Origin of the sequence: Isoptericola sp. 178 (assembly GCF_030586525.1) — a bacterium.
Taxonomy (GTDB): domain Bacteria; phylum Actinomycetota; class Actinomycetes; order Actinomycetales; family Cellulomonadaceae; genus Isoptericola; species Isoptericola sediminis.
This window is the reverse complement of the sequence record NZ_JAUQYN010000001.1, coordinates 951,479-973,420: the sequence shown is the minus strand read 5'-3', so window position 1 is coordinate 973,420 and position 21,942 is coordinate 951,479. Positions and strand designations below refer to the sequence as shown.

General features: G+C 72.4%; 24 protein-coding genes and 1 pseudogene. 14 read left to right on the top strand and 11 right to left on the bottom strand.

Annotated elements, in window-relative coordinates:
• The first annotated feature begins 81 nt into the window (after nucleotides 1-81).
• Entirely contained in the window at nucleotides 82-2,193 is a 2,112-nt protein-coding gene (locus Q6349_RS04555) for a glycosyltransferase family 39 protein (RefSeq protein WP_304603051.1), read from the top strand.
• Nucleotides 2,194-2,238: 45 nt separating this feature from the next.
• On the opposite strand, the gene Q6349_RS04550 is transcribed toward Q6349_RS04555, so the two are convergent.
• Nucleotides 2,239-3,135, bottom strand: coding sequence for a hypothetical protein (locus Q6349_RS04550; RefSeq protein ID WP_304603050.1), 897 nt, complete (start codon nucleotides 3,133-3,135; stop codon nucleotides 2,239-2,241).
• Between the two features lie 256 nt (nucleotides 3,136-3,391).
• Here Q6349_RS04550 and Q6349_RS04545 point away from each other — a divergent pair, with 256 nt between their 5' ends.
• The 3 genes from Q6349_RS04545 to Q6349_RS04535 all read left to right on the top strand — a co-directional run bounded on the left by Q6349_RS04545 (nucleotide 3,392) and on the right by Q6349_RS04535 (nucleotide 4,878).
• Nucleotides 3,392-3,664: a DUF1905 domain-containing protein gene (locus Q6349_RS04545; protein WP_304603049.1), complete on the top strand. Its 273-nt coding sequence runs from the start codon at nucleotides 3,392-3,394 to the stop codon at nucleotides 3,662-3,664.
• A gap of 26 nt (nucleotides 3,665-3,690) precedes the next feature.
• Entirely contained in the window at nucleotides 3,691-4,485 is a 795-nt protein-coding gene (locus Q6349_RS04540) for a 4'-phosphopantetheinyl transferase superfamily protein (protein ID WP_304603048.1), read from the top strand.
• A 171-nt stretch (nucleotides 4,486-4,656) separates the two neighbouring features.
• The gene (locus Q6349_RS04535) at nucleotides 4,657-4,878 is read left to right on the top strand and encodes a DUF2180 family protein (RefSeq protein WP_304603047.1); all 222 of its coding nucleotides are present in this window, start codon (nucleotides 4,657-4,659) and stop codon (nucleotides 4,876-4,878) included.
• Between the two features lie 9 nt (nucleotides 4,879-4,887).
• Here the strand turns inward: Q6349_RS04535 and Q6349_RS04530 are convergent, their stop codons facing one another.
• The 5 genes from Q6349_RS04530 to Q6349_RS04510 all read right to left on the bottom strand — a co-directional run bounded on the left by Q6349_RS04530 (nucleotide 4,888) and on the right by Q6349_RS04510 (nucleotide 10,605).
• Nucleotides 4,888-5,730 (bottom strand): DUF3626 domain-containing protein, encoded by an 843-nt coding sequence (locus tag Q6349_RS04530; protein ID WP_304603046.1) that lies wholly within the window; start codon nucleotides 5,728-5,730, stop codon nucleotides 4,888-4,890.
• A gap of 11 nt (nucleotides 5,731-5,741) precedes the next feature.
• A complete protein-coding gene (locus tag Q6349_RS04525) occupies nucleotides 5,742-7,130 on the bottom strand; it encodes a patatin-like phospholipase family protein (protein ID WP_304603045.1) in 1,389 nt (462 codons plus the stop codon).
• A complete protein-coding gene (locus Q6349_RS04520; RefSeq protein WP_304603044.1) occupies nucleotides 7,127-8,275 on the bottom strand; it encodes a ComEC/Rec2 family competence protein in 1,149 nt (382 codons plus the stop codon). Before Q6349_RS04520 ends, Q6349_RS04525 begins: the two co-directional genes overlap by 4 nt.
• 1 nt (nucleotide 8,276) lies before the next feature.
• Nucleotides 8,277-8,819 carry a hypothetical protein gene (locus tag Q6349_RS04515; RefSeq protein ID WP_304603043.1) on the bottom strand — a complete coding sequence of 181 codons (543 nt, stop codon included), beginning with the start codon at nucleotides 8,817-8,819 and terminating at the stop codon, nucleotides 8,277-8,279.
• Between the two features lie 145 nt (nucleotides 8,820-8,964).
• Nucleotides 8,965-10,605 carry an alpha-amylase family glycosyl hydrolase gene (locus Q6349_RS04510; RefSeq protein WP_304603042.1) on the bottom strand — a complete coding sequence of 547 codons (1,641 nt, stop codon included), beginning with the start codon at nucleotides 10,603-10,605 and terminating at the stop codon, nucleotides 8,965-8,967.
• Between the two features lie 82 nt (nucleotides 10,606-10,687).
• On the opposite strand from Q6349_RS04510, the gene Q6349_RS04505 reads away from it, so the two are divergent.
• Nucleotides 10,688-11,230: a hypothetical protein gene (locus Q6349_RS04505; protein WP_304603041.1), complete on the top strand. Its 543-nt coding sequence runs from the start codon at nucleotides 10,688-10,690 to the stop codon at nucleotides 11,228-11,230.
• 45 nt (nucleotides 11,231-11,275) lie between these two features.
• On the opposite strand, the gene Q6349_RS04500 is transcribed toward Q6349_RS04505, so the two are convergent.
• Complete coding sequence (locus tag Q6349_RS04500) at nucleotides 11,276-11,791, bottom strand: MarR family winged helix-turn-helix transcriptional regulator (RefSeq protein WP_304603040.1); 516 nt, start codon at nucleotides 11,789-11,791, stop codon at nucleotides 11,276-11,278.
• Between the two features lie 80 nt (nucleotides 11,792-11,871).
• Here Q6349_RS04500 and Q6349_RS04495 point away from each other — a divergent pair, with 80 nt between their 5' ends.
• From Q6349_RS04495 to Q6349_RS04485, 3 genes and pseudogenes are all read left to right on the top strand, one after another.
• Nucleotides 11,872-12,924, top strand: coding sequence for an LLM class flavin-dependent oxidoreductase (locus tag Q6349_RS04495; RefSeq protein ID WP_304603039.1), 1,053 nt, complete (start codon nucleotides 11,872-11,874; stop codon nucleotides 12,922-12,924).
• A pseudogene (locus Q6349_RS04490) lies at nucleotides 12,891-13,568 on the top strand (NADPH-dependent F420 reductase); the annotation flags it as partial. The gene Q6349_RS04495 and the pseudogene Q6349_RS04490, both read left to right, overlap by 34 nt.
• A 39-nt stretch (nucleotides 13,569-13,607) precedes the next feature.
• Entirely contained in the window at nucleotides 13,608-14,057 is a 450-nt protein-coding gene (locus Q6349_RS04485; RefSeq protein ID WP_304603037.1) for an SRPBCC domain-containing protein, read from the top strand.
• Nucleotides 14,058-14,079: 22 nt separating this feature from the next.
• On the opposite strand, the gene Q6349_RS04480 is transcribed toward Q6349_RS04485, so the two are convergent.
• Nucleotides 14,080-14,940, bottom strand: a complete 861-nt coding sequence (locus tag Q6349_RS04480; protein ID WP_304603036.1) for an alpha/beta fold hydrolase — start codon at nucleotides 14,938-14,940, stop codon at nucleotides 14,080-14,082.
• 93 nt (nucleotides 14,941-15,033) lie between these two features.
• Here Q6349_RS04480 and Q6349_RS04475 point away from each other — a divergent pair, with 93 nt between their 5' ends.
• Nucleotides 15,034-15,549: a CGNR zinc finger domain-containing protein gene (locus tag Q6349_RS04475; protein ID WP_304603035.1), complete on the top strand. Its 516-nt coding sequence runs from the start codon at nucleotides 15,034-15,036 to the stop codon at nucleotides 15,547-15,549.
• 23 nt (nucleotides 15,550-15,572) lie between these two features.
• Here the strand turns inward: Q6349_RS04475 and Q6349_RS04470 are convergent, their stop codons facing one another.
• Nucleotides 15,573-16,178, bottom strand: a complete 606-nt coding sequence (locus tag Q6349_RS04470) for a TetR/AcrR family transcriptional regulator (RefSeq protein WP_304603034.1) — start codon at nucleotides 16,176-16,178, stop codon at nucleotides 15,573-15,575.
• A 93-nt stretch (nucleotides 16,179-16,271) separates the two neighbouring features.
• Between Q6349_RS04470 and Q6349_RS04465 the strand changes: the two genes are divergently transcribed.
• Complete coding sequence (locus tag Q6349_RS04465) at nucleotides 16,272-17,114, top strand: alpha/beta fold hydrolase (protein WP_304603033.1); 843 nt, start codon at nucleotides 16,272-16,274, stop codon at nucleotides 17,112-17,114.
• A gap of 83 nt (nucleotides 17,115-17,197) precedes the next feature.
• Here the strand turns inward: Q6349_RS04465 and Q6349_RS04460 are convergent, their stop codons facing one another.
• Nucleotides 17,198-17,605, bottom strand: a complete 408-nt coding sequence (locus Q6349_RS04460; protein ID WP_304603032.1) for a RidA family protein — start codon at nucleotides 17,603-17,605, stop codon at nucleotides 17,198-17,200.
• 79 nt (nucleotides 17,606-17,684) lie between these two features.
• On the opposite strand from Q6349_RS04460, the gene Q6349_RS04455 reads away from it, so the two are divergent.
• Both Q6349_RS04455 and Q6349_RS04450 read left to right on the top strand, forming a co-directional pair.
• Complete coding sequence (locus tag Q6349_RS04455; protein WP_304603031.1) at nucleotides 17,685-18,065, top strand: helix-turn-helix domain-containing protein; 381 nt, start codon at nucleotides 17,685-17,687, stop codon at nucleotides 18,063-18,065.
• Between the two features lie 116 nt (nucleotides 18,066-18,181).
• Nucleotides 18,182-19,201, top strand: a complete 1,020-nt coding sequence (locus Q6349_RS04450; protein ID WP_304603030.1) for a bile acid:sodium symporter family protein — start codon at nucleotides 18,182-18,184, stop codon at nucleotides 19,199-19,201.
• A gap of 31 nt (nucleotides 19,202-19,232) precedes the next feature.
• Here the strand turns inward: Q6349_RS04450 and Q6349_RS04445 are convergent, their stop codons facing one another.
• Entirely contained in the window at nucleotides 19,233-19,916 is a 684-nt protein-coding gene (locus Q6349_RS04445) for a type 1 glutamine amidotransferase domain-containing protein (protein ID WP_304603029.1), read from the bottom strand.
• A 150-nt stretch (nucleotides 19,917-20,066) separates the two neighbouring features.
• Here Q6349_RS04445 and Q6349_RS04440 point away from each other — a divergent pair, with 150 nt between their 5' ends.
• Complete coding sequence (locus Q6349_RS04440) at nucleotides 20,067-20,885, top strand: alpha/beta fold hydrolase (protein ID WP_304603028.1); 819 nt, start codon at nucleotides 20,067-20,069, stop codon at nucleotides 20,883-20,885.
• The gene (locus Q6349_RS04435) at nucleotides 20,882-21,934 is read left to right on the top strand and encodes a S66 peptidase family protein (protein WP_304603027.1); all 1,053 of its coding nucleotides are present in this window, start codon (nucleotides 20,882-20,884) and stop codon (nucleotides 21,932-21,934) included. The genes Q6349_RS04440 and Q6349_RS04435 overlap by 4 nt, the downstream gene beginning before the upstream one ends.
• The last annotated feature ends 8 nt before the right edge of the window (nucleotides 21,935-21,942 follow it).

The following is a 21,942-nucleotide window of genomic DNA, read 5'->3' as shown; positions in this document are numbered from 1 at the left end:
GGGCCGCCGGGCAAACCGAGAGTTGGCCGCCGCCCGTGCGGTCGGTTGCCTGAGGAGCACCACCACGACGAAGGGACCACGATGGCCGCTGTTCTGACACCGACCGCCCGGAAGCGGCGCACGGGGGCCACCGGCCCTCCGGCGGCGAGCTCGGTCTGGTATACGGTCGCACTGGTCGTGCTCTGCATCGCGGCTGCCGTGATGTACTCCTGGAGGGTCTCCGAGGCGGACCTCGGGAACACCTACTACGCGGCAGCGGTCCGGTCCATGCTGCAGAGCCCCACGAACTTCCTCTTCGGGGCGGCTGACCCCGCAGGCATCGTGTCGGTGGACAAGCCGCCGCTGGCACTGTGGGTGCAGGCCGCGAGCGCTTCTCTCCTGGGGTTCCACAGCTGGGGGCTCTTCCTGCCGCAGGTGGTCGCGGGCGTGCTGACCGTCGTCGCGCTGCACCGCGCCGTGCGGATCTGGGCCGGCGAGCGGGCCGCTCTGATCGCCGCCGCGGTGATGACGCTCTCCCCCGTGACGGTGGCGCTCAACCGGCACAACAACACCGACACGCTCCTGATCCTCTTCCTGGTGCTGGCCGCCTGGGCGCTCACGCGAGGGCTGCAGGAGGACACGGACGCCCGGCGCCGGCGATGGCTCGTCACGGCCGCCGTCCTGGTCGGCCTGGGGTTCAACACGAAGATGCTGGAGGCGTGGATCGTCCTGCCCGCCTTCGCCGGAGCGGTCTGGTGGGGCGCGGCCGGGCTGTCCGTGCGGACGAGGGTCGGCGACCTGGTGCGGTCGTTCGTCACGCTCGTGCTGGTCTCCTTCTCCTGGTCGGCGCTGCGAGACCTGTGGCCGGGCGAGAAGCCCTACATGGGAGGGACCGTCTCGGACAGCGCGTTCGAGCTCGTGTTCGGCTACAACGGCTTCGGCGCCCTGCTGGGCTCGGGCCAGTCGGCCGGCGGCTCGGGGCTCAACGTCCCGCTGGCGGTCGTCGGGCTCTTCGGTGGTGCGCCGGGTCTCGATCGGCTCTTCTCGCCGGAGACCGGCGGGCAGATCGCCTGGCTGCTGCCGTTGTGCGCGATCGTCCTCGTCGTCGTGGGGGCCGGTGCCTACCGCCGTGCCTGGCGCGCCGAGCCGATGGCCGCCGGACCGCGCGCCGGCGGCTGGGTGCTGTGGGGAGGTTGGCTCGTCACCGCCTTCACGGTGCTGAGCTTCACGCAGGGCATCTTCAACTCCTACTACGTCTCGCTGCTCGTCCCGGCCGTCGGTGCCGTGGCCGGGGCCGGACTGGTCCGGCTGTGGGACGCGCACCGCGACGGTGAACGCACCGCGACGGCCCTGCTGGCCGTAGGCGTGGCCGCGACGGCCCTCACCGCGGTGGTGCTGGTCGGCCGGTCCCCGGAGTGGCACGGCTGGATCCGCTGGATGGTCGTGGCGCTGTCCCTCGCCGCGCTCGCCGTCCTGGCGGCGCCTCGTCTCCGGCGTGCCGGGTACGGTCTGGCGCTCGTCGCCGTCGCCGTCCTCGCCGGTTCCGCGTCCTGGTCCGTCGCGTCGGCCGCGTCGGCGCCGTCGTCGGGCGGGTTCCCCAAGGCAGGCCCCCCGAACGAGCGGTTCGAGGCGATGCGGGCCGGGGTGCTCGTCCCGGTCGATCTCGCGGACCTGCCGATGCCGCCCGTGTCGCTCGACCGCGACGCGCTGCCGACGGAGATGCCGGCCGAGCTGGCGGCGCTGACGGACCCCGAGTTCACCGGCCCCGTGCGTGCCGGCGGGCTGGCGGGCCACACGATGTCCGCGGAGAACGCGGCCGTCCTCGACTTCGCCAGGACGCACGCCGACGGGGCGCCGCTGACGCTGCTCACCGAGGGTGGTGGCCTCGCGGCGTCGGAGTTCGTGCTCGACAGCGACGAGGCCGTCGCCGGTTTCGGGGGCTTCCTCGGTGCCGACCCGGTCCCGACCACGGCGACCCTCGATGCGTGGAAGGCGTCGGGCAGGCTGCGGTTCGTCCTCTCGGCGGCTCCTGGGCCGGACCGGGTCGGCGGCATCGCCGGGATGGGTGGCGAGGAGGCCCGGGAGCGGGTCGCCTGGGTGCAGTCGAACTGCTCTCCGGTCCCGCCGGCGGCGTACGGGGGGTCGAACTTCACCGCGGCGGACGACCTGCCCATCCCGAGCTACGGCGACTCCGTGCTCTACGACTGCGGCTGACACGTCCGGGCGGCCGGTACCTGGTACCGGCCGCCCGGACGTCCCTCAGACGGTCGGGAACCACCCGATGCCGAAGATCGCCGGCACCCGTAGACCCCAGTAGGCGATCGAGAAGGCACCCAGCGCCAGCAGCAGATAGCCCCCGACCCGCAGAACGGTGAGCTGGTGGCGGGCGACGAACCGCTGGAGGGCCGGCCCGGCCGCGGCGACGAACGCCAGGTAGAGGATCCCCACGAGGGCCAGGTTGCCCAGCACGACGAGCACGAGCAGCCCGACGCCGACGAGCGGGTGAGCGTCGACCGCCGCGGCGAGCACCTCGCGGAACATCGGGAACGGCCGTCCTACGACGAGCAGACCGAGCAGCGCACCCAGCGAGAGGATGCCCCGACGGCCCCGCAGCGGGGCACCGGTGAGGTAGCGGACGGCGACGTACACGAGCCCCACGCCGAGGACGACGTTGATGACGGAGGCCTGGACGAGCCGCACCGGCATACCGGCCATGGTCTCGTCGCTGAGCATCACGGTGCCGTCACCGGCGGCGACGACCACGACGCCGTACGCGGCGGCGACGACGCTCATCCCGAGAGCCAACCAGCCCAGCTGGGCCGCCGCGTGCCGGACGAGCGCAGCTCGGGACGGTGTTGTGGCCCCGGTCCCGGCGGCCAGGGGACCCACCGACGCGAAGCACGCGATGTTGCACGCGGTGAACGTGCCCGCCAGACCGGCCACGGTCGCGAAGGCGAGCGTGCCGACGAGGCCGGGTTCGGCGACGTGGTCCGCGCCGAGGAAGAGCCCCGAGATGGCGCCCCCGACGACGTCGTCGACGAACTCGTAGGACCAGATCACGGCGATCAGGACGCCGACGACGACGGCGACGGCGGCCCCGGGCAGGGCCCGGCGAGTAGGGGTCGTGACCGGAGGTGGTGCGGTAGTGGCTTCCATGACTCGCTCTCCCTGCACGTGGGTCTCGAGCGTCGGTCGACGGCTCGAACGGACGCCGGCGGCTGCGGCCGGCCCGGACCCCGTGCGGGGCGGTGGGGACAGGCCACCCCGACGACCTCCTGGGACCAGGAGCGTCTCAACGGCGGGCCGGGGGCCTGCCTCCTGGCTTGCGGAACCAGCCGCAGGACCCGCGCCACGCCGTACCGACCCGGATCGTCCGATGTCCGACGTGCCGCCCTGGGGGTAACTTGTCGGCATGGCGAGCGAACAGATGAGCTTCGAGACCAAGATCGGCGTCGATGTCAAGGGTGAGACGTGGAGCTGCGTCGAGATCCCCGACTCGGCCGAGTTCTTCGGGACCGGCAAGACCGTCCGGGTCGACGCGACCGTCGACGACGTCACGCTCGAGAACGTCGGGGCGATGGTGACCGGCACGGGAGGGCACATGGTGTCCCTGAACGCGAAGGTGCGTAAGCAGCTTGGCAAGGACGTCGGCGACCCGGTCAAGGTGACGATCACGCAACGGTAGGTCACCGGAGGCGCGGTGCTCCCGTGATGACCGGGCCACCCCGTGCGGTCACCGTCTGGTGTGCCCCGACGGTGCCGGTCTCGTGCGGGAGTGCCGCGCTGCTCACCACGGACGAGGCGGGCACGGTCGGCTCGTTCCTGCGCGCCGACGATCGTGACCGGTTCGCGACGGGGCGCGCACTCACGCGTGCCGTGCTCGGCGAGACGCTCGGCGTCCCTCCCCGTGGCGTCGACGTCCGCATGGGAGCACCGGGGGGACCCGCCCCGGGCAAGCCCGTCGTCAGTGGGGGTCCCGCCTTCTCGGTCTCGCACGCCGGGTCGTGGGTGCTCGTGGCGGTCGTCGACGACGTCGGCGCCCACGGGGTCGACGTCGGTGTGGACGTCGAGGCAGCGGCGGGCGTCGGACGGCACCTGGACGACCTGGCCGGCGTCGTGCCCGTCGCGGAACGGCCGGCCGCCGGCTGGACGGCCCGGACCCTGACCCGGTCGTGGGTCCGGCGCGAGGCGGTGCTCAAGGCGGTCGGCACCGGTCTCGGCGCTCCCCGCGACGACCTGCTGCTGACTCCCCCTGACGCCGCCCCGGCCGTCCTCTGCTCCCGGGGCGCGTTGCCGGAGCCGACGTGCCTCGCCGTGCACGACGTGGAACTGCCGCCGCTCGGCACCGTGGCGTCGGAACACCTCGCGGCGGTCGCACTGCGCTCGAGGAAGCCGCACCACGCCGTGATCGCCGCGGTCACCGTCGCGGACGGCCTCGGGGTGCTGGCACGTCATGGCGTGCGGGTACCGCCCGGGCCGAAGGCACGCCGCGGGGGGCGTCCGTGATCCCGTCGCGGACGGGCGAGTGATCGACCCGCTGCGATACTGGAGACGGCGGCCCTGTCGGCAGACCCCGCGAGCGCCCCGGCAAGGACGGCACGGATCCCGCACCTGTCCGGCACGCGGGGGTCCGCGGGCGTCGCCCGGACTGGCAGCACGCATCACAGGAGATGTCCCATGAACTGTTTCGAATGCGCCACCGAGCACCAGGCCACCACCCCGGCGGTCACCGTCTGTTCGCAGTGCGGCGCCGGCTCGTGCATCAAGCACACCCGGGCGGCCCACGCGCACAAGGAGGTCTACTACTCCCCCGGGGCACCCGGCGAGCGCGACCTCGGCCGCCGCATGTTCTGCACGACGTGCGCACCCGACTTCGCCCACACGATCGACGTCGCGTAGCGGCCCCGGCTAGGGAAGGGCGCCGCTGCGGCGTCCGTAACGGGCCAGCAGGTGCCACACCTGCTTCAGCGTCTGGGGGTCGACGTCGTCGGCTCCGCGCCACGGGCCCAGCAGCGCGGGCTTCAGCTCGCCCTCGGCGGCGACGGACTCGGCGAGCCGGACCGGTTCCGGCCCCCGGTAGCGCTCGTCGAACGCGGTCGGGAAGGCCCGATAGCCGGGGTGCCACTCGACGGCGCAGCCGAGCCGCTCCGCCGCCGCGGCGACCGCCGTCCCGCGGTAAGAGGGGTCCAGGACCACCGCCTCCAGGTCGCGGTCGACGCGAACCTCGCCGTGCACGTGCGCCTCGACGTAGCGGTCGAGAGGGTCGCGGCACGGGTCCGAGCGCAGCAGCACCGTCAGGCCGGACCGGTCCCGGGTGCCGAAGTCGTGCGGCGTGTGGACGCTGTCCGGGTAGCAGAGGGTCGCCCGCTCGAGGACGCCCGGCCGCAGCCGCAGATAGCTGGAGCCGAACCGCGGTGCCGCGCCGTAGGGGTCGCCGTCGAGCAGGAGCGCCCCGTACCGCGGGCGGGCGGCCGGTGCTGCGTCGTCGTACACGCCGCCGAAGATCCGGCTCTCCCACCGCCACCGGTCCCCGCCGGGGAAAGCGGTCAACCCGCCGTTGCTGGTCCTCGTCTCGAACTGCGACCGGTAGACACCCTCGCGCGCGACCGTCTCCAGCACCGACCCGCGCCCGGCCGGGGCATCCGGGTGGAAGTGGAGCACCACCCGGGCGTCCGCGGGCAGCGGACCTCCCGCGGCACGGTCCCGAACGTGCTCGACCGCGCTGCGCCACCGCTCGTCCTCGGGCTCCATGCCGGCCGAGCCTAGGCCGCCGACGGCTCCGGGTCGTCCAGGAGACGCTCGAACCGCTCGCGCTCCGGCAGATCGAGCAGCGGGTACCCGTGCAGGACGTGCAGGTTGCACATGGCGAGCACGTAGGAGTGCTCGAGCAGGTCGACGGTCGCGGTCCTCCCGAGTCGCCGCAGCACGGTGGGCACGTCCGCGTTGGAGTCCGCCCGGGCCCGCCAGGCCTCGCGGGACTCGTCGTCGTCGCCGAGCAGGTCCAGCACGGCACGGGCACGGCGGGCCCGCTCCTCCTGGTCCTTCCGGAGGAACGCGTCGGCCACCCGGTACGGGGACTGCTGGATCTGGACGATCGCGCCGCGCTGCCCTCGCCCGGTGCGCTCGCAGTCGACCCAGGTGTGCACCAGACCGCGTTGACGCCGTTCGGTCGGCACCTGGTACATCACGCTGCTGGACCGCAGCAGGGTGAACAGCTCGCCCACCAGGAACCGGCGTGCGTACCGCAGCCGCCTCCAGCTCAGCGCGGTGGTGGCGTTGACGATGACGAGCTCGTCGATGCTGCGGCCCACGACCGGCAGCTCCGGGGCGCGCTCCAGCCTCTTCTCGAGACCGTCGGGCCACTGGTCGGCCAGGTTGTCGTACACGCCGCCGTCGGTGAGCAGGAAGTCCTCGGCGACGCCGCCCTCCTGCGTACCGCCGTGAAACCCGTACGGTGCGGTCTTCAGCCGTCGCGGGGTGAAGGCGCCGGGCATACCCAGGGAGGCCTGGACGGCGGTGGACAACCTCATGTCGTTCGTCGACCCCGTGCCCAGCCGGTGGGAGTAGAGGAACCGCGGGGTGAGGTAGAGGTGCTCGGCCGACTGCAGCTCGGTCGCGCACACGACGTGGTCGAGGGACCGGTCGATGTCCCCCAGTCGCGTCGACCGTCCGTCCCGCTGGAAGTGGGTCCGGGCCAACGCGCGGTCGAGGACGTGCGAACGGCGCTCGAACCAGCGGGCCGTGAGCCCCATCAGCACGCCCCCCGCCAGCAGCGTGAGCCCGGATCGCCAGGACAGCCCGTTGAGGAACACGAAGACGATGCCGGTCAGCATCGTGGCCACGGCGACGCCGGCCCCGACGAACACCGAGATCAGGTAGGCGTTGGTGGGCGGACCCCAGAAGAAGAGACCGGTGTCGGCGAGGTGGCGCACCAGCCGCTGGATGGTGCGGTCGAACCCGGGCGGGTCGACGGTCCTGTAGTCGGTCTCCTGCGCCACGACGGCGTTGGCGATCGACCCTCCGGACACCGAGGAGATCGCGGAGACCTCCTCGTTCTTGCCGCTGTCGACGAGATAGAGCAGCGCGCCCAGCCCCCACGCCGTCGCGCGGTGCCCCCCGCCGGATATGGCCACGCCGATGTGCTGTGTCATCGGTTGTCGAGCCTACGGGCCTTCCGCAGTGCCGCAACGGATACCGACCGGCCAGGGGTGTCACCCAGCCGCCACACCTGGGGTCGACGACCCTCCTCCAGCACGGTGACCACGGTGCCCAGGGCACGCCCGTCGGTGTCCCGGTCGGCCGTGTAGTAGATCCTCAGCTCCCAGTCCTCCTCCGAGCGCTTCCCCCCGGACCCGGCCCTCGGGTCGCGGGCCTCGCGCAGGATCTCCTGCGCCAGGTCGTGCGGGAAGTGGTACCGGGGCGAGTCCGGTCCGCACGACACCACCGAGGCCCACGGCCTGATCCGTTCCATCAGCTCGAGATTGACCCCGCGCTTGGACGCGTGGTGCGAGACCTTGAAGACGTCGGCCTGCAGCAGGTCGACGTCCCCGGTCGCCGCGGCGATCGCCGCCGAGCTGGCGGAGTTCGACTTCATGAGGAACGGGAAGTCCGTCAGCACGTAGGACCACGACAACGTCTGCGCGTCCCCGCCGAGCACGAGGGAGACCTCGGACGAGCTCTTGTCCACGACGTTGCCGGCCTCGTCACGGGTGACCACGCGCGCGGCGGGATGCTGCAGGCGCATCGACAGGGAGGAGTCGTTGATCTCGACCCCGTAGGTGTCGAACCGGTTCCTGAGGTGGATCGACGGGGACAGCACGGTGATCCCGGTCCGGCCGATCCACCGGCTCAGCCCCGACGCCGGGTGGCTGTACAGCAGCCCGGTGCGCCGCTCCACCTCGGCCATCATCCGGTGGAACGCACCGATCGGGTGGAAGTACCCGGGGTCCCAGAACTCGGCGACCCGGTCGCCCAGACCGGCCAGCACCTCGGCCATCGCGCCGATGTGGTCCTGGTGCGGGTGGGTGGCCACCACGAGGGCCACGTCGTCCACGCCGGGGAGCGAGCCCTCGGCCGTGAGCGCCGCGATCAGCGACAACGGCTTGTCCCGTCCGGCGTCGACGACGACGGCGCGACGGTGCTCCGCCACCGGGTCGGTCGGCAGCAGCACCACCTGGGCGTCACCGTCACCCACGTTGAGCACGAAGTGCGCCAGGGCGTCCGGTCGCTCCTCGAGCTCGTCGACGAGGTCGCGCGCGGTGAAGTGGTCCGCCGGGATGCGCTGCGGGACGGACATGTCACACCGTCGAGGCGGCCGCACCGGCCGGAGGACGGCGAGGCCCTTCCGGGGACGGTGGTCCCGAGGACTCGTGGGCCACGTCCGCCTCCCGCAGCCGCATCGCCGGGTTGACCGCGACGACCTGCGCCGCGTGCGCGGCACGCCGCGCCGAGGCGGTCACGTCCAGGAGCTGCCAACGCCGGGGGTCGTTCCACCGGGGGTCGTCACCGGCCCGGACCCAGAACACGTCGCCCACGCGCAGCGCCCGGCCCGGGGCCGGCTGCCCCGCCTGCGCACGGCGGGCGTCGACATGCTGCTGGAACGTCGACACCCGGAAGGAGCGGACCTGCGGGTGCTCCGTGAAGACCAGGTGCCCCACGCCGTCGACCTGGGGCCACCGGTCCAGCACGAGGATGACGTGCTCGGCCTCGAGATCGTCGACGACGGCGTACCGGTCGTCCGGGTCCGGTGCGAACCGCACCCGGTCGCCCTCGGGGGCAGGTGTCCACAACCGGAGGACCCCGTGCGTCTCCCCCCGCGCCGCGCTGCGCTGCTCAGACATCCCGCACCCCGCATCCCCGAACCCGATCCCCCGACACCTCAGGCTCTCCCCGTCCCGGTCGACTCGCAGCCCACCGGCCGCGAGATCACCCGGCGCCCGGGCTCGCCCGCCGCGCTCGTCGCCCTCCGGGTCGGCCGTGCGCGCGTCAGGGTCGAGTCACGGCGAGCACCGCGTGACCACCACCGGCGACCTCCACGACCCCGTCCTCGACCCGGACGCCGTCGCCCAGGAGCATCGTGGCGGTCGCGCCCGCGAGCGCCGGGATCGTGGCCTGGGCCGGCTCGCGCCGCGGGTTGACGACGACGAGGTGCTCCTCGCCGCGCAGGTAGACGAACGGATACCCGACGTGCAGGACGGTGCGCGCCCCACCGGTGCGCAGCGCCGGGGTGCGCCGACGCAGGTCCACGAGGTCGCGCACGTGGTGCAGCAGCGATCCCGGGTCCGCACGCTGGGCCGCCACGGTGGGGCGGGACGGGTCCGGGTCCTGCGGGAGGTAGAGCCGCTCGACCGGCGCGGAAGAGAAACCGCTGTTCGGCAGGGCGTCGTCCCACTGCATCGGGGTCCGGCACCCGGCACGGTCGTACCCCGGGTTCCAGCGGCTTCCCTCCGTCTCGGGCGCGTCGGGCAGGTTGCGCATCCCGATCTCGTCGCCGTAGTAGATCGACGGCAGCGACCCCCACGTCAGCAGGAACGTGAAGGCAGGGCGCAGCTGGTCACCGGTGCGCGGCCCAGCGGCGAGCCGTGAGAAGTCGTGGTCCGCCGTCGGCAGGACGACGAGCCGGTCCGCGCCGGCCCGGCGGTCCCGCTCGTCCCACTCCCGCAGGAACGTCTCCAGCGCGCGGGTGCCCGCCTCCTCGTCGACCTCGGGGTCGTAGTAGCAGGGCTCCATCGCCGCCGGGTCCTGCCAGGTCAGGTGGCCGGTGGCGCCGTTGTTGAACAGCGCGCTGTGCTCGCGCTGGATGACGAGCGCGAAGTCCGCGTCGAAGCCTCCCCGCAACCCGGCGTCGGCGGTGTTGTCGTCGTCGGCCTCCGGCAGCAGCACCGCGTCCGGGTACCGCGCGCGCATCCAGCCGGCGATCTCCCGCCACAACGCGGTGGTCGCCTCGAGGTCGGGGTCGTCCTTGACGAGGGAGAAGGCCAGGTCCACACGGAACCCGGCCACCCCGCGGTCCAGCCAGAACCCGATGATCTCCTGCAGGGCCTCGCGATTGCGCGTCGGGCCCGGGGCGTCGGTCGCCTGCCGCCACGGCTCGTCGGGGTGCGGTCGGGCGTAGCCGAAGTTCAGCGCGGGCTGGGAGTCGAAGAAGTTCTTCAGGTACCAGCCCTCGCGCGGCCCGGGCGACGGGACGAGCCCCGGCCCGTCGCGGTCGGCCCAGATGTACCGTTCGTCGGAGGGGTCGGCGAGGGACCGGGCGAACCACGGGTGGTCGATCGAGGTGTGTCCCGCGACGAGGTCGAGCAGGATCCGGATGCCGCGCCGGCGGGCCTGCTCGACGAGCTCGACCATGTCCTCGTTCGTCCCGTACCGGGGCGCGATCGTCAGGTAGTCCTCGACGTCGTAGCCGGCGTCCCGGAACGGGGAGGCGAAGCACGGGTTGAACCAGATCACGTCCACCCCGAGCCACTCCAGGTGGTCGAGGTGGTCGATGACGCCCGGCAGGTCCCCGATCCCGTCGCCGTTCGAGTCGGCGAACGACTGCGGGTAGATCTCGTAGATGACGGCGTCCGCCAGCCATCCGGGTGTTTCGCCGGTCGTGCCTTCGTGCCGCTGCTCCGCCGTCGTCATGCCGCGAGCCTAGGAGCGATCGGCGTGCGGCGCGTGTCGGTGCCGCCCGTGGCATCGTGGAAGCGGCGGCGAGGAGGCGGCCATGGCGAAGGGCTGGCTGGTGCGGGCCACGGGTGTGCTGCTGCTGATCGGCGCGGCGGGCATCGGCGTCGACGCCTGGCTCTCGTGGAACCAGACGGACGGCTCCTGGGGACTGATCCTCGCCTACCTCGGCACGACGTTCGGGCTGGTCCTGCTGGTCCCCGTGATGGTGCGCCTCCGGGGCTGGGTGGCGGCCACGGGTGCCGCCGTCGGCGCCGCGAGCACGTTCGTGTTCTGGTACGGCTACCCGGAGTTCGCGATGTACGGGGGGCTCGGGTCGCTGATCCTCGGTGCCGTCATGCTCTCCCTGCCCGACTGGGGCCGCGTCGCCGCGTTCCCCTGGATCGTCTCCGGCACGCTCGGGCTGCCGGACCTCGTCCGGGAGGGCGTCTCGTGGGGTCCGGTGGCCTCGTTCTCGGTGCTCGGTGTCGCCATCGGCCTCACCGGGGCGTACGTGGTCACCCGCCCGGCGGGCGCCGGGCCACGGCACGGGACGGACGACCCTCCGACCGAGCTCCCGACCGGCCGAAACACTTCCACCTAGGCGACCGACGCGTCTCCCCAGCACGCTCGGACCCACCGGACGGGGTCACCGTCGCGGACCACCGGTGTCGGCCAGCCGGGCGGACAGCGCCTGGGCGATCTCACCGGCCGCGTCGAGCTGGGCGGGTGAGAGGGCGTCGATGAACAGCTCGGAGACCGCCTGCAGGTGGCCGACCGAGGCGCGGCGGAAGACGTCGGCGCCCGCATCGGTCAGATGGACGCAGGAACCCCAGCCCCCACCCGCGGGGCCCTTCCGTTCCACCAGGCCGCGACGTTCCATGCGTCCGACGTGGTGGGACAGCCGGCTGCGTTCCCAGCCGACGGCGTCCGCCAGCTCGGAGGAGCGCAGGTTGCGCGCGGGGGCCTCACGCAGCGCGAGCAGGACCGAGTAGTCCTGCAGGGACATCCCCGACTCGGACTGGAGCCGGGCGCCCAACCGCGAGCGCAGCAGCTCGGTCGTCTCGATGAACGCGCGCCAGGTCGCCAGCTGCTGCGCCGTCGGAGCGTGCCGAGCTACCTCTGCCACGGCGGGCCTCCCCTCCTCGATGGACATGTCAACCATCGGGAATAGTTGTTGACCTGTCAAGTGTTGACGTGTCAACTTCCACCATCCTCCACCTCGATCACCTGGGGAGTCACACCGTGAGCACCACCGTTGAGTTCGGCCTCGACTCGTTCGGCGACCGCCCGATGGGCACCGACGGCGAGCTGGTCTCGCACGCCGCGGCCATCCGTCAGGTCGTCGACGAGGCCGTGCTGGCCGACCAGACCGGCGTCGACGTCATCGCCCTGGGCGAGCACCACCGCCCGGAGTACGCGATCTCCTCCCCGGACACCGTCCTGGCCGGGCTCGCCGGCGTCACGCAGAACATCCGGCTCGCCTCCGGGGTGACCGTGCTGTCCTCCGACGACCCGGTCCGGGTCTTCCAGCGCTTCGCCACGGTCGACGCCCTGTCCCGCGGGCGGGCCGAGGTCATCCTCGGCCGCGGCTCGTTCACCGAGTCCTTCCCGCTGTTCGGCTACGACCTGGCCGACTACGACCTGCTGTTCGAGGAGAAGATCCAGCTCTTCGCCGAGCTGCTCAAGGAGCAGCCCGTCACCTGGTCCGGCACCACCCGAGCAGCTCTCACCGACGCGGAGGTCTTCCCCACCACCGAGTCCGGCCACCTGAGCACCTGGGTCGGCGTCGGCGGTTCCCCGCAGTCCGTGATCCGCGCGGCCCACTACGACCTGCCTCTCATGCTCGCCATCATCGGCGGCGACCCCGCGCGCTTCCGCCCGTACGTCGACCTGTACCGGCGCGCTGCCGCGCAGCTCGGCACCACCGCCCACGCGGTCGGCATGCACTCGCCCGGCTTCATCGCCGACACCGACGAGGAGGCCCGCGAGATCTACTGGCCCCACTACCGCCTGCAGCGCGACCGCATCGGCGCCACGCGGGGCTGGCCTCCCCTGCGCAAGGAGGAGTTCGACGCCGAGATCGCGGGCGGGTCCCTCTACGTCGGCTCGCCCGAGACCGTCGCCCGCAGGATCGCCGCAGCCGTGACCAGCCTCGGCGTGGGGCGGTTCGACCTCATCTACACCACCGGCGCGCAGCCCGCCGACGCGCGCCTGCGCAACGTCGAGCTGTACGGGACCAAGGTCGTCCCCCTGGTCCGCGACCTGCTCGCCGACCAGCCCCAGGAGATCGCATGAGCACCAGCAACCAGACCCTCGGCATCATCGGCGCAGGCAAGGTCGGCACCGTCCTCGCCCGTCTCGCGGTCCGGGCCGGCTACCGCGTCCTGATCTCCGGTTCCGGGGACCCGGCGAAGATCGCCCTCACCGTCGAGGTGCTCGCGCCCGGCGCCGAACCCGTCACCACGGCCGAGGCCGCGGCGAAGGCAGACGTCGTCATCCTCGCCCTCCCGCTGGGCAAGCACCGCACGCTGCCCGCCGACGCGCTGGCCGGCAAGCTCGTCGTCGACGCCATGAACTACTGGTGGGAGACCGACGGCCACCGTGAGGACCTCGCCCGGCCCGCCAGCTCCACCAGCGAGCTCGTCCAGGCCTCGCTGCCCGACGCCCGCGTCGTCAAGGCGTTCAACCACATGGGGTACCACGACCTGGAGGACGGCTCCCGGCCCGCCGGTCACGCCGAGCGCAAGGCGATCGCCGTCGCGGGGGACGACGTCGACGACGTCACCGCCGCGGCCGCCGTCGTCGACGATCTCGGCTTCGACCCGGTCGTCACCGGCGCTCTCGCCACCGGCCGGCGGCTCGAACCGGGGCATCCCGCCTTCGGCGCGAACGTCGACGCGGACCGGCTCCGGCTCCTCACCGAGTCGGCCGCAGCCTGACCCCACCTCGTCCGTCCCAGTCCACCCGGGAGACCCGTCATGTCCACGACCATCAGTCACGCCGTCGAGATCGACCGCGCACCGGCCGACGTCTGGAGCGTGCTCGCCGACACCGCTCGCTACCCGGACTGGAACCCGTTCATCACGCGCCTCTCCGGGGACCTCGAGGTGGGGTCCCGGCTCGAGGCCGTGATCGAGCCTCCCGGCGGGCGCCCGATGACCTTCCGGCCCACGGTCGTCGACCGGGAGCCGGGGCGGGTGCTGCACTGGCGGGGCCGCCTCCTGCTCCCCGGGATCTTCGACGGCGACCACCGCTTCGAGCTCGACGAGCTCTCCTCCGGCCGGACGCTGCTGACCCAGAGCGAGACCTTCAGCGGCGTCCTGGTCCCGTTGCTCCGGTCGATCCTCGCCCCGACACGGCTCGGGTTCGAGCAGATGAACGATGCCCTCAAGGCGCGCACGGAAGGGCTGCCCGCCGCCCGTTCGTGACCACGCGGCCGGCGCGGCCGCATCAGGAGTGCCGGGCGAGGAACCGGCGCATCAGGGGCGCCACCTCGTCGAGCGCGCTCTCGAGCAGGAAGTGCCCGCCGTCGAGCAGGTGGATCTCGGGGTCGTGGGCGTGGCGGCGGAAGGCCTCGGCGCCCGCGGGCCCGAAGATCTCGTCGTTCTTGCCCCAGATCGCGAGGACCGGGACGCGGGAGTCGCGCAGGTACTCGTGGAGGGCCGGGTAGAGCCGGACGTTGGTGATGTAGTCGCGGAAGAGCGCGAGCTGGGCCCGGTCGTTGCCGGGCCGGGCGACCAGCGCGGCGTCGTGCCGCCAGGTGTCCGGGCTCACGACGGCCGGGTCGGGAACGCCGTGGGTGTACTGCCACCGGATGGCCTCCTCGCCGAGCGCCGGCCGCAACGCGGCCTCGGTCTCGGCGTTCGGCTCGGCGGCGTAGGCCCACACGTCCGACCAGAACCCCTCGACGAAGCCCTCCTCGTAGGCGTTGCCGTTCTGGCTGACGACGGCCCACACCCGCTCGGGGTCCTCCAGCGCGAGGCGCCAGCCGATCGGTGCCCCGTAGTCCTGGACGTAGATCGCGTAGGTGTCGACGCCGAGGGCTTCGAGGAGCTTCGCGGTGTGCGCGGCCAGGGCGTCGAAGGTGTACCCGAACTCGTCCACCGACGGCGCGTCGGAGAGCCCGAACCCGATGTGGTCGGGCGCGATCACGTGGAAGTCGCCGGCCAGCTCGGGGATGAGGTGGCGGAACATGAACGAGCTGGTCGGGTAGCCGTGCAGCAGCACGACGGTGGGAGCCGCGGGGTCGCCCGCCTCCCGGTAGAAGACTCGCAGCCCTTCGATGTCCACGAAGCGGTGGTAGGTGTTCACGACGACGCCCTTCGGTCTAAAATGGTTTCGGTGGTTAGGTCAGTAGACCACGCTGGACCTAACCGTTCAAGACCATTGAGGGGGTTGGATATGGTGGCGGACGACGATTCCGTCGACGCGCTGCTCGCGCTGCTGAACTCCACACCCGTCACGGACGGCGTCGTCGAGGACCTGATGGCCGACCCGGACCACGCGGCGGACCTCGCGCGACGCTTCGGCGGGCAGGGGACGACGAGCGAGGTGCGCGAGCTGGCCCGAGCCCGCGACGGGCTGCAGGAGGTGGCGCGCACGGGCACGGTCGGCGACGAGCTGGACCAGATCCTTCGGGACGTCGCGCAGGAACCGTCGCCGCTCACCCCGGACGGCCTGCACTGGCACCTCGCCGGCCCCGCCGCGACGCTGCCCGCGGCGCGCGCGATCATCACCTGGTCCGAGCTCGTCACCCGTCGACCCGGCAGGCTCCGCCCGTGCGGGAACCCCGAGTGCCGACGGTTCCTCGTCGACCGGTCCAAGGGCAACACGGCACGGTGGTGCTCCATGGCCACCTGCGGCAACCGCATGAAGGCGCGCCGCCACTACTCGCGACAGCAGGCCCGGGAGACCACCTGACGGGATCGCGCGCGAGGGCGCGGTCACCGTGAGTCAGCGGTGGTCCCCACCCGGCTCCCGCCCGACGCGGCCGCCGCGTCGAGCAGCGCGGCAGCGGCACGGCGGGCCTGCGGCGCGACGTCGTCGTCCCGGGTGATCGCCGCCGTGGTCTGCGCGCCCTCGACGAGGAGGTCGACCTGCAGTGCGACGTCATCGGGGAGCCCTTCCCGGCGGACCAGGTCGCGGACGTACGCCCGGACCGACTCCTTCTGCTCACGCACGGCGGCCACCACCCGGGGCGACGTCGCGCCGAGCTCGCCGAAGGAGTTGATGAACGCACAGCCGCGGAAGTCGTCCTCGCGGAACCACGCCTCGAGGAAGTCGAACACGGACAGCAGCTGCTCCCGGGGTGAGCCCGCCCCCTCGGCGGCCCGGTCGACACCGCTCCACCAGATCGTCGTCCGGTGGGCCAGCACGGCGACGACGAGATGCTCCTTGGACGGGAACAGGGCGTAGATCCGCTTCAGCGACATCCCCGCCTCGGCGCGGACCGCGTCCATGCCGACGTTCTGGATGCCACGGACGTAGAACAGCCGGTCGGCGGCCGTGACGATCGCCTCCCGGGCGCCCGCGTCGTCGAGCTTCGTCACGCCGACCACCTCCCGGGAACAAAACCATCGTTCTCCAGGTTACGACCCCCAACGGAGAACGATCGTTCTCCACCATTCGGAGGGAACGCCACCATGGGCTACATCACCGTCAGCCACGAGAACAGCACCGACGTCGAGATCTACTACGAGGACCACGGCACCGGCCAGCCCGTCGTCCTCATCCACGGCTACCCGCTCGACGGCAACAGCTGGGAGCTGCAGGCCCGCGAGCTCGTGGACGCCGGGTACCGCGTCATCACCTACGACCGCCGCGGGTTCGGCCGGTCGAGCAAGGTCGGGGCCGGGTACGACTACGACACGTTCGCCGGGGACCTCGACGCCCTGCTCGAGAACCTCGACCTGCGCGACGTCATCCTCGTGGGCTTCTCGATGGGTACGGGCGAGCTGGCCCGGTACGTGAGGAAGTACGGGCACGACCGGGTCGCCAAGCTGGCGTTCCTCGCCTCGCTGGAGCCGTTCCTCGTCCAGCGCGACGACAACCCGGAGGGTGTGCCGCAGTCGGTCTTCGACGGGATCGCCGCGACGGCCCGAGCCGACCGCTACGCCTGGTTCACGCAGTTCTACCAGGACTTCTACAACCTCGACGAGACCCTCGGCAGCCGGATCTCGGAGGAGGTCGTCCGGGCCAACTGGAACACCGCCGTCGGCTCCGCGCCCGTCGCGGCCTACAGCGTCGTCCCGGCCTGGATCGAGGACTTCCGGCCCGACGTCGAGGCCGTCCGGGCCGCGGCCAAGCCGACGCTCATCCTGCACGGGACGAAGGACAACATCCTGCCGATCGACGCCACCGGCCGACGTTTCCGCGACGCCCTGCCCGAGGCGGAGTACGTCGAGATCGAGGGTGCGCCCCACGGGCTGCTGTGGACGCACGCGTCCGAGGTCAACGAGGCGCTGCTGGAGTTCGTCCGGTCCTGACCGGACGCCCCCAGGGGTAGACGACGAGTCCCGGCCGGATCATCGATCCGGCCGGGACTCGTGCGTGCGCGGTGCGGCGGCTCTCAGTCGGTGACCGCGATCGCCTCGACCTCGACGAGGACGTCGGGCTCGAACAGGATCTCGACCCCGATGAGCGACGACGGCGGCAGCGGCTGGGGCAGGCCGAGCTCCGCGGCGACGTCCCCGACGCCGGCCAGGAAGTCCTCGATGCGGTCCGGTCGCCATCCGGTCACGTAGAACGTGAGGCGGACGACGTCGGCGAAGCCCGCGCCGCCCCCGGCCAGCCCGACCGCGACGTTGCGCAGCGCGTCCGCGGTCTGGCCGCGGAGGTCGGCGGAGAGCGCCTGCCCGTCGGCGTCACGGCTGACCTGACCGGCCACGTGGACCTGGCGGGTGCCCGTCGCGACGGCGACGTGGTGGTAGGGAACGGGCTGCGTCATGCCCTCGGGCGACACATAGGTGACGGTCATGGGAATCCTCCTGTACTCGGTGATCTGGTTTCTGTAAGGTACCTAGTAGCAGGAAGTCACTACAACGAGACCAGGTTTCATGAACGACACCACGTCACCCGCACCACACCTGACGATCGCCCAGCACCGCCGCGACCTGCTCGACCAGGTCCTCGACAAGTGGTCCCTCGAGATCCTCGAGCTCCTGTGCGAGCAGCCCCTGCGGTTCAACGGGCTCCGTCGGGCCATCCCCGGGGTGACGCAGAAGTCGCTCAGCGCGACGCTGCGGCGGCTCGAACGCAACGGCATCGTCACGCGGGTCGTGCTGTCGACCCGCCCGGTGGCCGTGGAGTACCGCATCTCGCCCCTGGGCAAGACCCTCCGGGAGCCCGTCGACGCCTTGATCATCTGGGCCGCCGAGAACGCCGACGAGGTCGAGCGCGCGCGGGACGCGTACGACCAGGCGTCGACGGGAAGCTGAGAGGTCGCGGCGAACGCCTCGCCCTGGTCACGGGCGGGCCGCCGACGTCGAACCAGACGCCCCGTGCACGTCGACGCGTACCGTACGGTCGACGCGACGACCGAGAGGGACCACTTGTGACACGACGATCCAGCCTGTGGCGCGGGGTACGCCAGTGGGTCGACCCGTTCGTCGTCGCCATCGTCCTCGCCCTCCTGGTCGGCGTCGTGGTGCCCGTCCCCGACGGCGCCCGGGAAGCGCTCGACGTCGTCACCGACGTCGCGATCGCCCTGCTGTTCCTGCTCTACGGAGCACGGCTGCCGACGCGGGAGATCTGGCGGTCGCTGACCGACTGGCGCCTGCAGGGATCGCTGCTCGTCGCGACGTTCGTCGTGTTCCCGCTCGTCGGGCTCGGCGTCTCCGCGGCCGCCGGCCCGGTCGTCGGCCAGGGGATCGCCGTCGGGCTCCTGTGCGTCTCGCTCCTGCCGTCCACGGTGAACTCCGCCGTCGCGTTCACGTCCGTGGCACGCGGCGACGTCGCCGGCGCGATCTGCGGGGCGACCGTGTCGAACGTTGTCGGCATGGTCGCCACTCCCCTGCTGGTCCTCGGCCTGATGAGCGGAGCGGTCGCCGGCGACGGCGCCGTCGGGGCGGACGGCCTGCAGACCGTGCTGCTGCAGCTCCTCGCGCCGCTGGTGCTCGGCCAGCTCCTGCAGCCCTGGGTGGGCGGTCTCGTGCGTCGGCACAAGGCCGTCACCACGGCGGTGGACCGCGGGACGATCCTGCTCATCGTGTTCACGGCGATCAGCGGCGCCACCGCCGAGGGCATCTGGGCGGACATGACCGTGGGGGTCGTGCTCGTGCTCGTCGGGTCCGCCGGGGTGCTGCTGGCCGTCATGCTGGCCCTCACGTGGTGGGGCGGCCGGGCGCTGGGGCTGCCGCGCGACCAGCGGGTCACCCTGCTGCTCGTCGGGGGGATGAAGTCGCTGGCCACGGGTCTGCCGATGGCCTCGGCGCTGCTGCCCGCCGCGACGCTCGCCGTCGTCGTCGTGCCGCTGGTCGTCTTCCACCAGCTCCAGCTCGTGGTCTGTTCGGTGCTGGCCCGCCGGCTCGGGCAGGAGCCCGTGCCCGCCGAGGCCAGGGCCGGGCGGGGATGAGCCGGGAGGTGCTGGTGGTTCCTGCTGAGCCTCAGAGCAGCTCGGCGACCTTCTCGGCGGTCTTCTTCGCGGAGCCGGGGTTCTGCCCGGTGACGAGGCGTCCGTCGACGACGGTGTACGGAGCGAACGGCAGCGTCGCCTTCTGGTAGCGCGCGCCCCTCTTCTTCGCCTCCTCCTCGACGTTGTACGGCACGAGCTTGTCGACGCGCGCGACCACCTCTTCGGTCCAGGCGAAGCCGGTGACCTGCCGTCCGGCGATGAGGAGGCTGCCGTCGGAGAGCAGCGTGTTGAGCAGGCCGCAGTAGCCGTGGCAGACGGAGGCCACGACGCCGCCCTGCTCCCAGATCTGTCGGGTGATCCGCTGCAGGCCCTCGCTGTCGGGGAAGTCGTACATCACCCCGTGACCGCCGGTGAAGTAGATCGCGTCGTAGTCCGCGGCGTCGATCTCGTCCGGGCCGGCGGTGTGCTCCAGCAGCTCCATCCGGTCCGGGTCGCCGTGCCATGCCTTGGCGGTCTTGTCGTAGGTCGGGAACTTCAGGGACCGCGGTTCCAGGGGCGAGCGCCCGCCCTGCGGGCTGACGATCGTCTGCTCGAAGCCGTGCTCGGCGAAGACGTGCCAGGCGTGCGTGAGCTCGGACAGCCACAGTCCGGTCGGGTGCGACGGGTCGTCGTAGTGGCCGACGTTGGTGACCACGTGGAGGATGCGTCGGGTCACGGGTGTGCCTCCAGTCGAGCGGGTGTCGGGACCTGACCATCCAAACCGACGGCGAGGATCGCGGCGACCGCAGCGTGCACGCGCTGCCCCTAGGCTCAGGTGTGCCGCCCTCACACTGCTGCGCGGCGAGGCCGTCGAAAGTCGAGATCGATGCAGACCACCCTGGGAACGAACGGCCGGAGCTCCGGCGAGCCGGCACCCGTGGTGCTGATCTCCCCGGCGATGGCCATCGGCTCCCGCTACTACCGGCCGGTGGTCGCGGCGTTCGAGGAGGCCGGGTGGGACGCGCGCGCCCTGACCCGTCGCGGCTTCGAGGACCCGTCGGTCACGGCCGGCCGGGGGCTGGACTGGGCCTACCAGGACGAGATCGACGACATCGCGGACGCCGTCGCCGCGGCACGCCGGGAGCGTCCGGACCGTCCCGTCCTGCTGCTCGGCCACAGCCTCGGCGCGCAGCTCGCGGCGGGGTACCTGCTGACCGGCGGCAGAGTGGACGGGCTGATCACCGTCGCCGGAGCCCTGCCCTACCACCGCCACTTCCCGTACGGCGGCCTGCACCTCGTGCTCATGGGAGGCGTGATCGTGCCGACGCTGACGGCCGTCTTCGGGTACCTCCCCCGGCCGGCGTTCGGCGGTCCCGGCGCTCGCACCCTCATGCGCGAGTGGGCGACGATGGCACGGAGCGGACGGCCGCCCTTCCCGACCGCACCACCCATCGCGACGCCGTCGCTCGTCGTCAGCCTCGGCGACGACCCGCTGGCACCACGCCGGGCGGTCGAGGCGTTCGCCCGCGACCTGTTCGCACCCGGGACCGTCACCCGCTGGCACTACGCCGACCGCGAGGTGCCCGCCGGAGCCAGCAACGACCACATCCGCTGGGTCCGGTCCCCCGAGCGGGTGGTCTCCGCCGCGGTGGACTGGTGGGCCGGGAATCAGGTTCCCCCGTCGCCCGCACCCACGGCACCATGACGGACATGGAGCTCATATCGCCCCGCAAGCCCGCACCCGGTGACAAGGTCGCCGTCGTCTCGCCGTCGTTCGCGGCACCCGGGTTCGCGCCCGCGGTGCACGAGCAGGCCATGGAGCGGCTCCAGGAGATCACCGGTCTGGTCCCGGTCGAGTACCCGACCACCCGACGCCTCGGCGCGACGCCGCAGGACCGCGCCGCAGACCTCAACACCGCCTTCGGCGACCCCGAGATCCGTGCGGTGCTGGCCACGATCGGCGGCGAGGACCAGATCACCGTGATCCCGCACCTCGAGGCCGACCTGGTGCGCGCCGACCCGAAGCCGTTCCTCGGGTACAGCGACAACACGAACCTGCTGAGCTGGCTGTGGACGCACGGCGTCGCGGGCTACTACGGCGGGTCGACCCAGGTGCACCTCGGGCCCGGGCCGTCCGTCGACCCGGTCCACGCCGCGTCCCTGCGCGCCGCCCTGCTGACGGGCGAGCGGTTGGAGATCACCGAACCCGGCGAGGCCGAGGACTTCGGCGTCGACTGGCAGGACCCGGCCGCCCTCACCTCGTTCGGCGACCGCGAACCCACCGAGCCGTGGACGTGGGCGGGGCCCGAGCGGTCCGTCACCGGACGGACCTGGGGAGGCTGCATCGAGGTGATCGAGTGGATCCTCACCGCGGGCCGCTTCCCGGCCGACCCTGCCGTCGTCGACGGCGGCGTCCTGCTGCTCGAGACCTCCGAGGAGCTGCTGCCCGCCCGGGAGGTGGGCTTCGTCGTGCGCTCCCTCGGCGAGCGCGGGCTGCTCGACGCCGTCGACGCCGTCGTCGTCGCGCGCCCACCGACCACGTCGTTCGACGTGAAGCTCACGCCCGCGGAGCGCACCGTGAAGCGCGCCGAGCAGCGCGACGTCGTCATCGAGACCGTGCAGCGCTACAACCCGGAGGCCGTGATCGTCGTCGGGGTGCCGTTCGGCCACACCCGGCCGCAGTGGATCCTGCCGTACGGCGGGATGCTCACGGTCGACGGGGCGGAGCGCCGCGTCTGGGCCGACTACGCGTAGGTGACCCG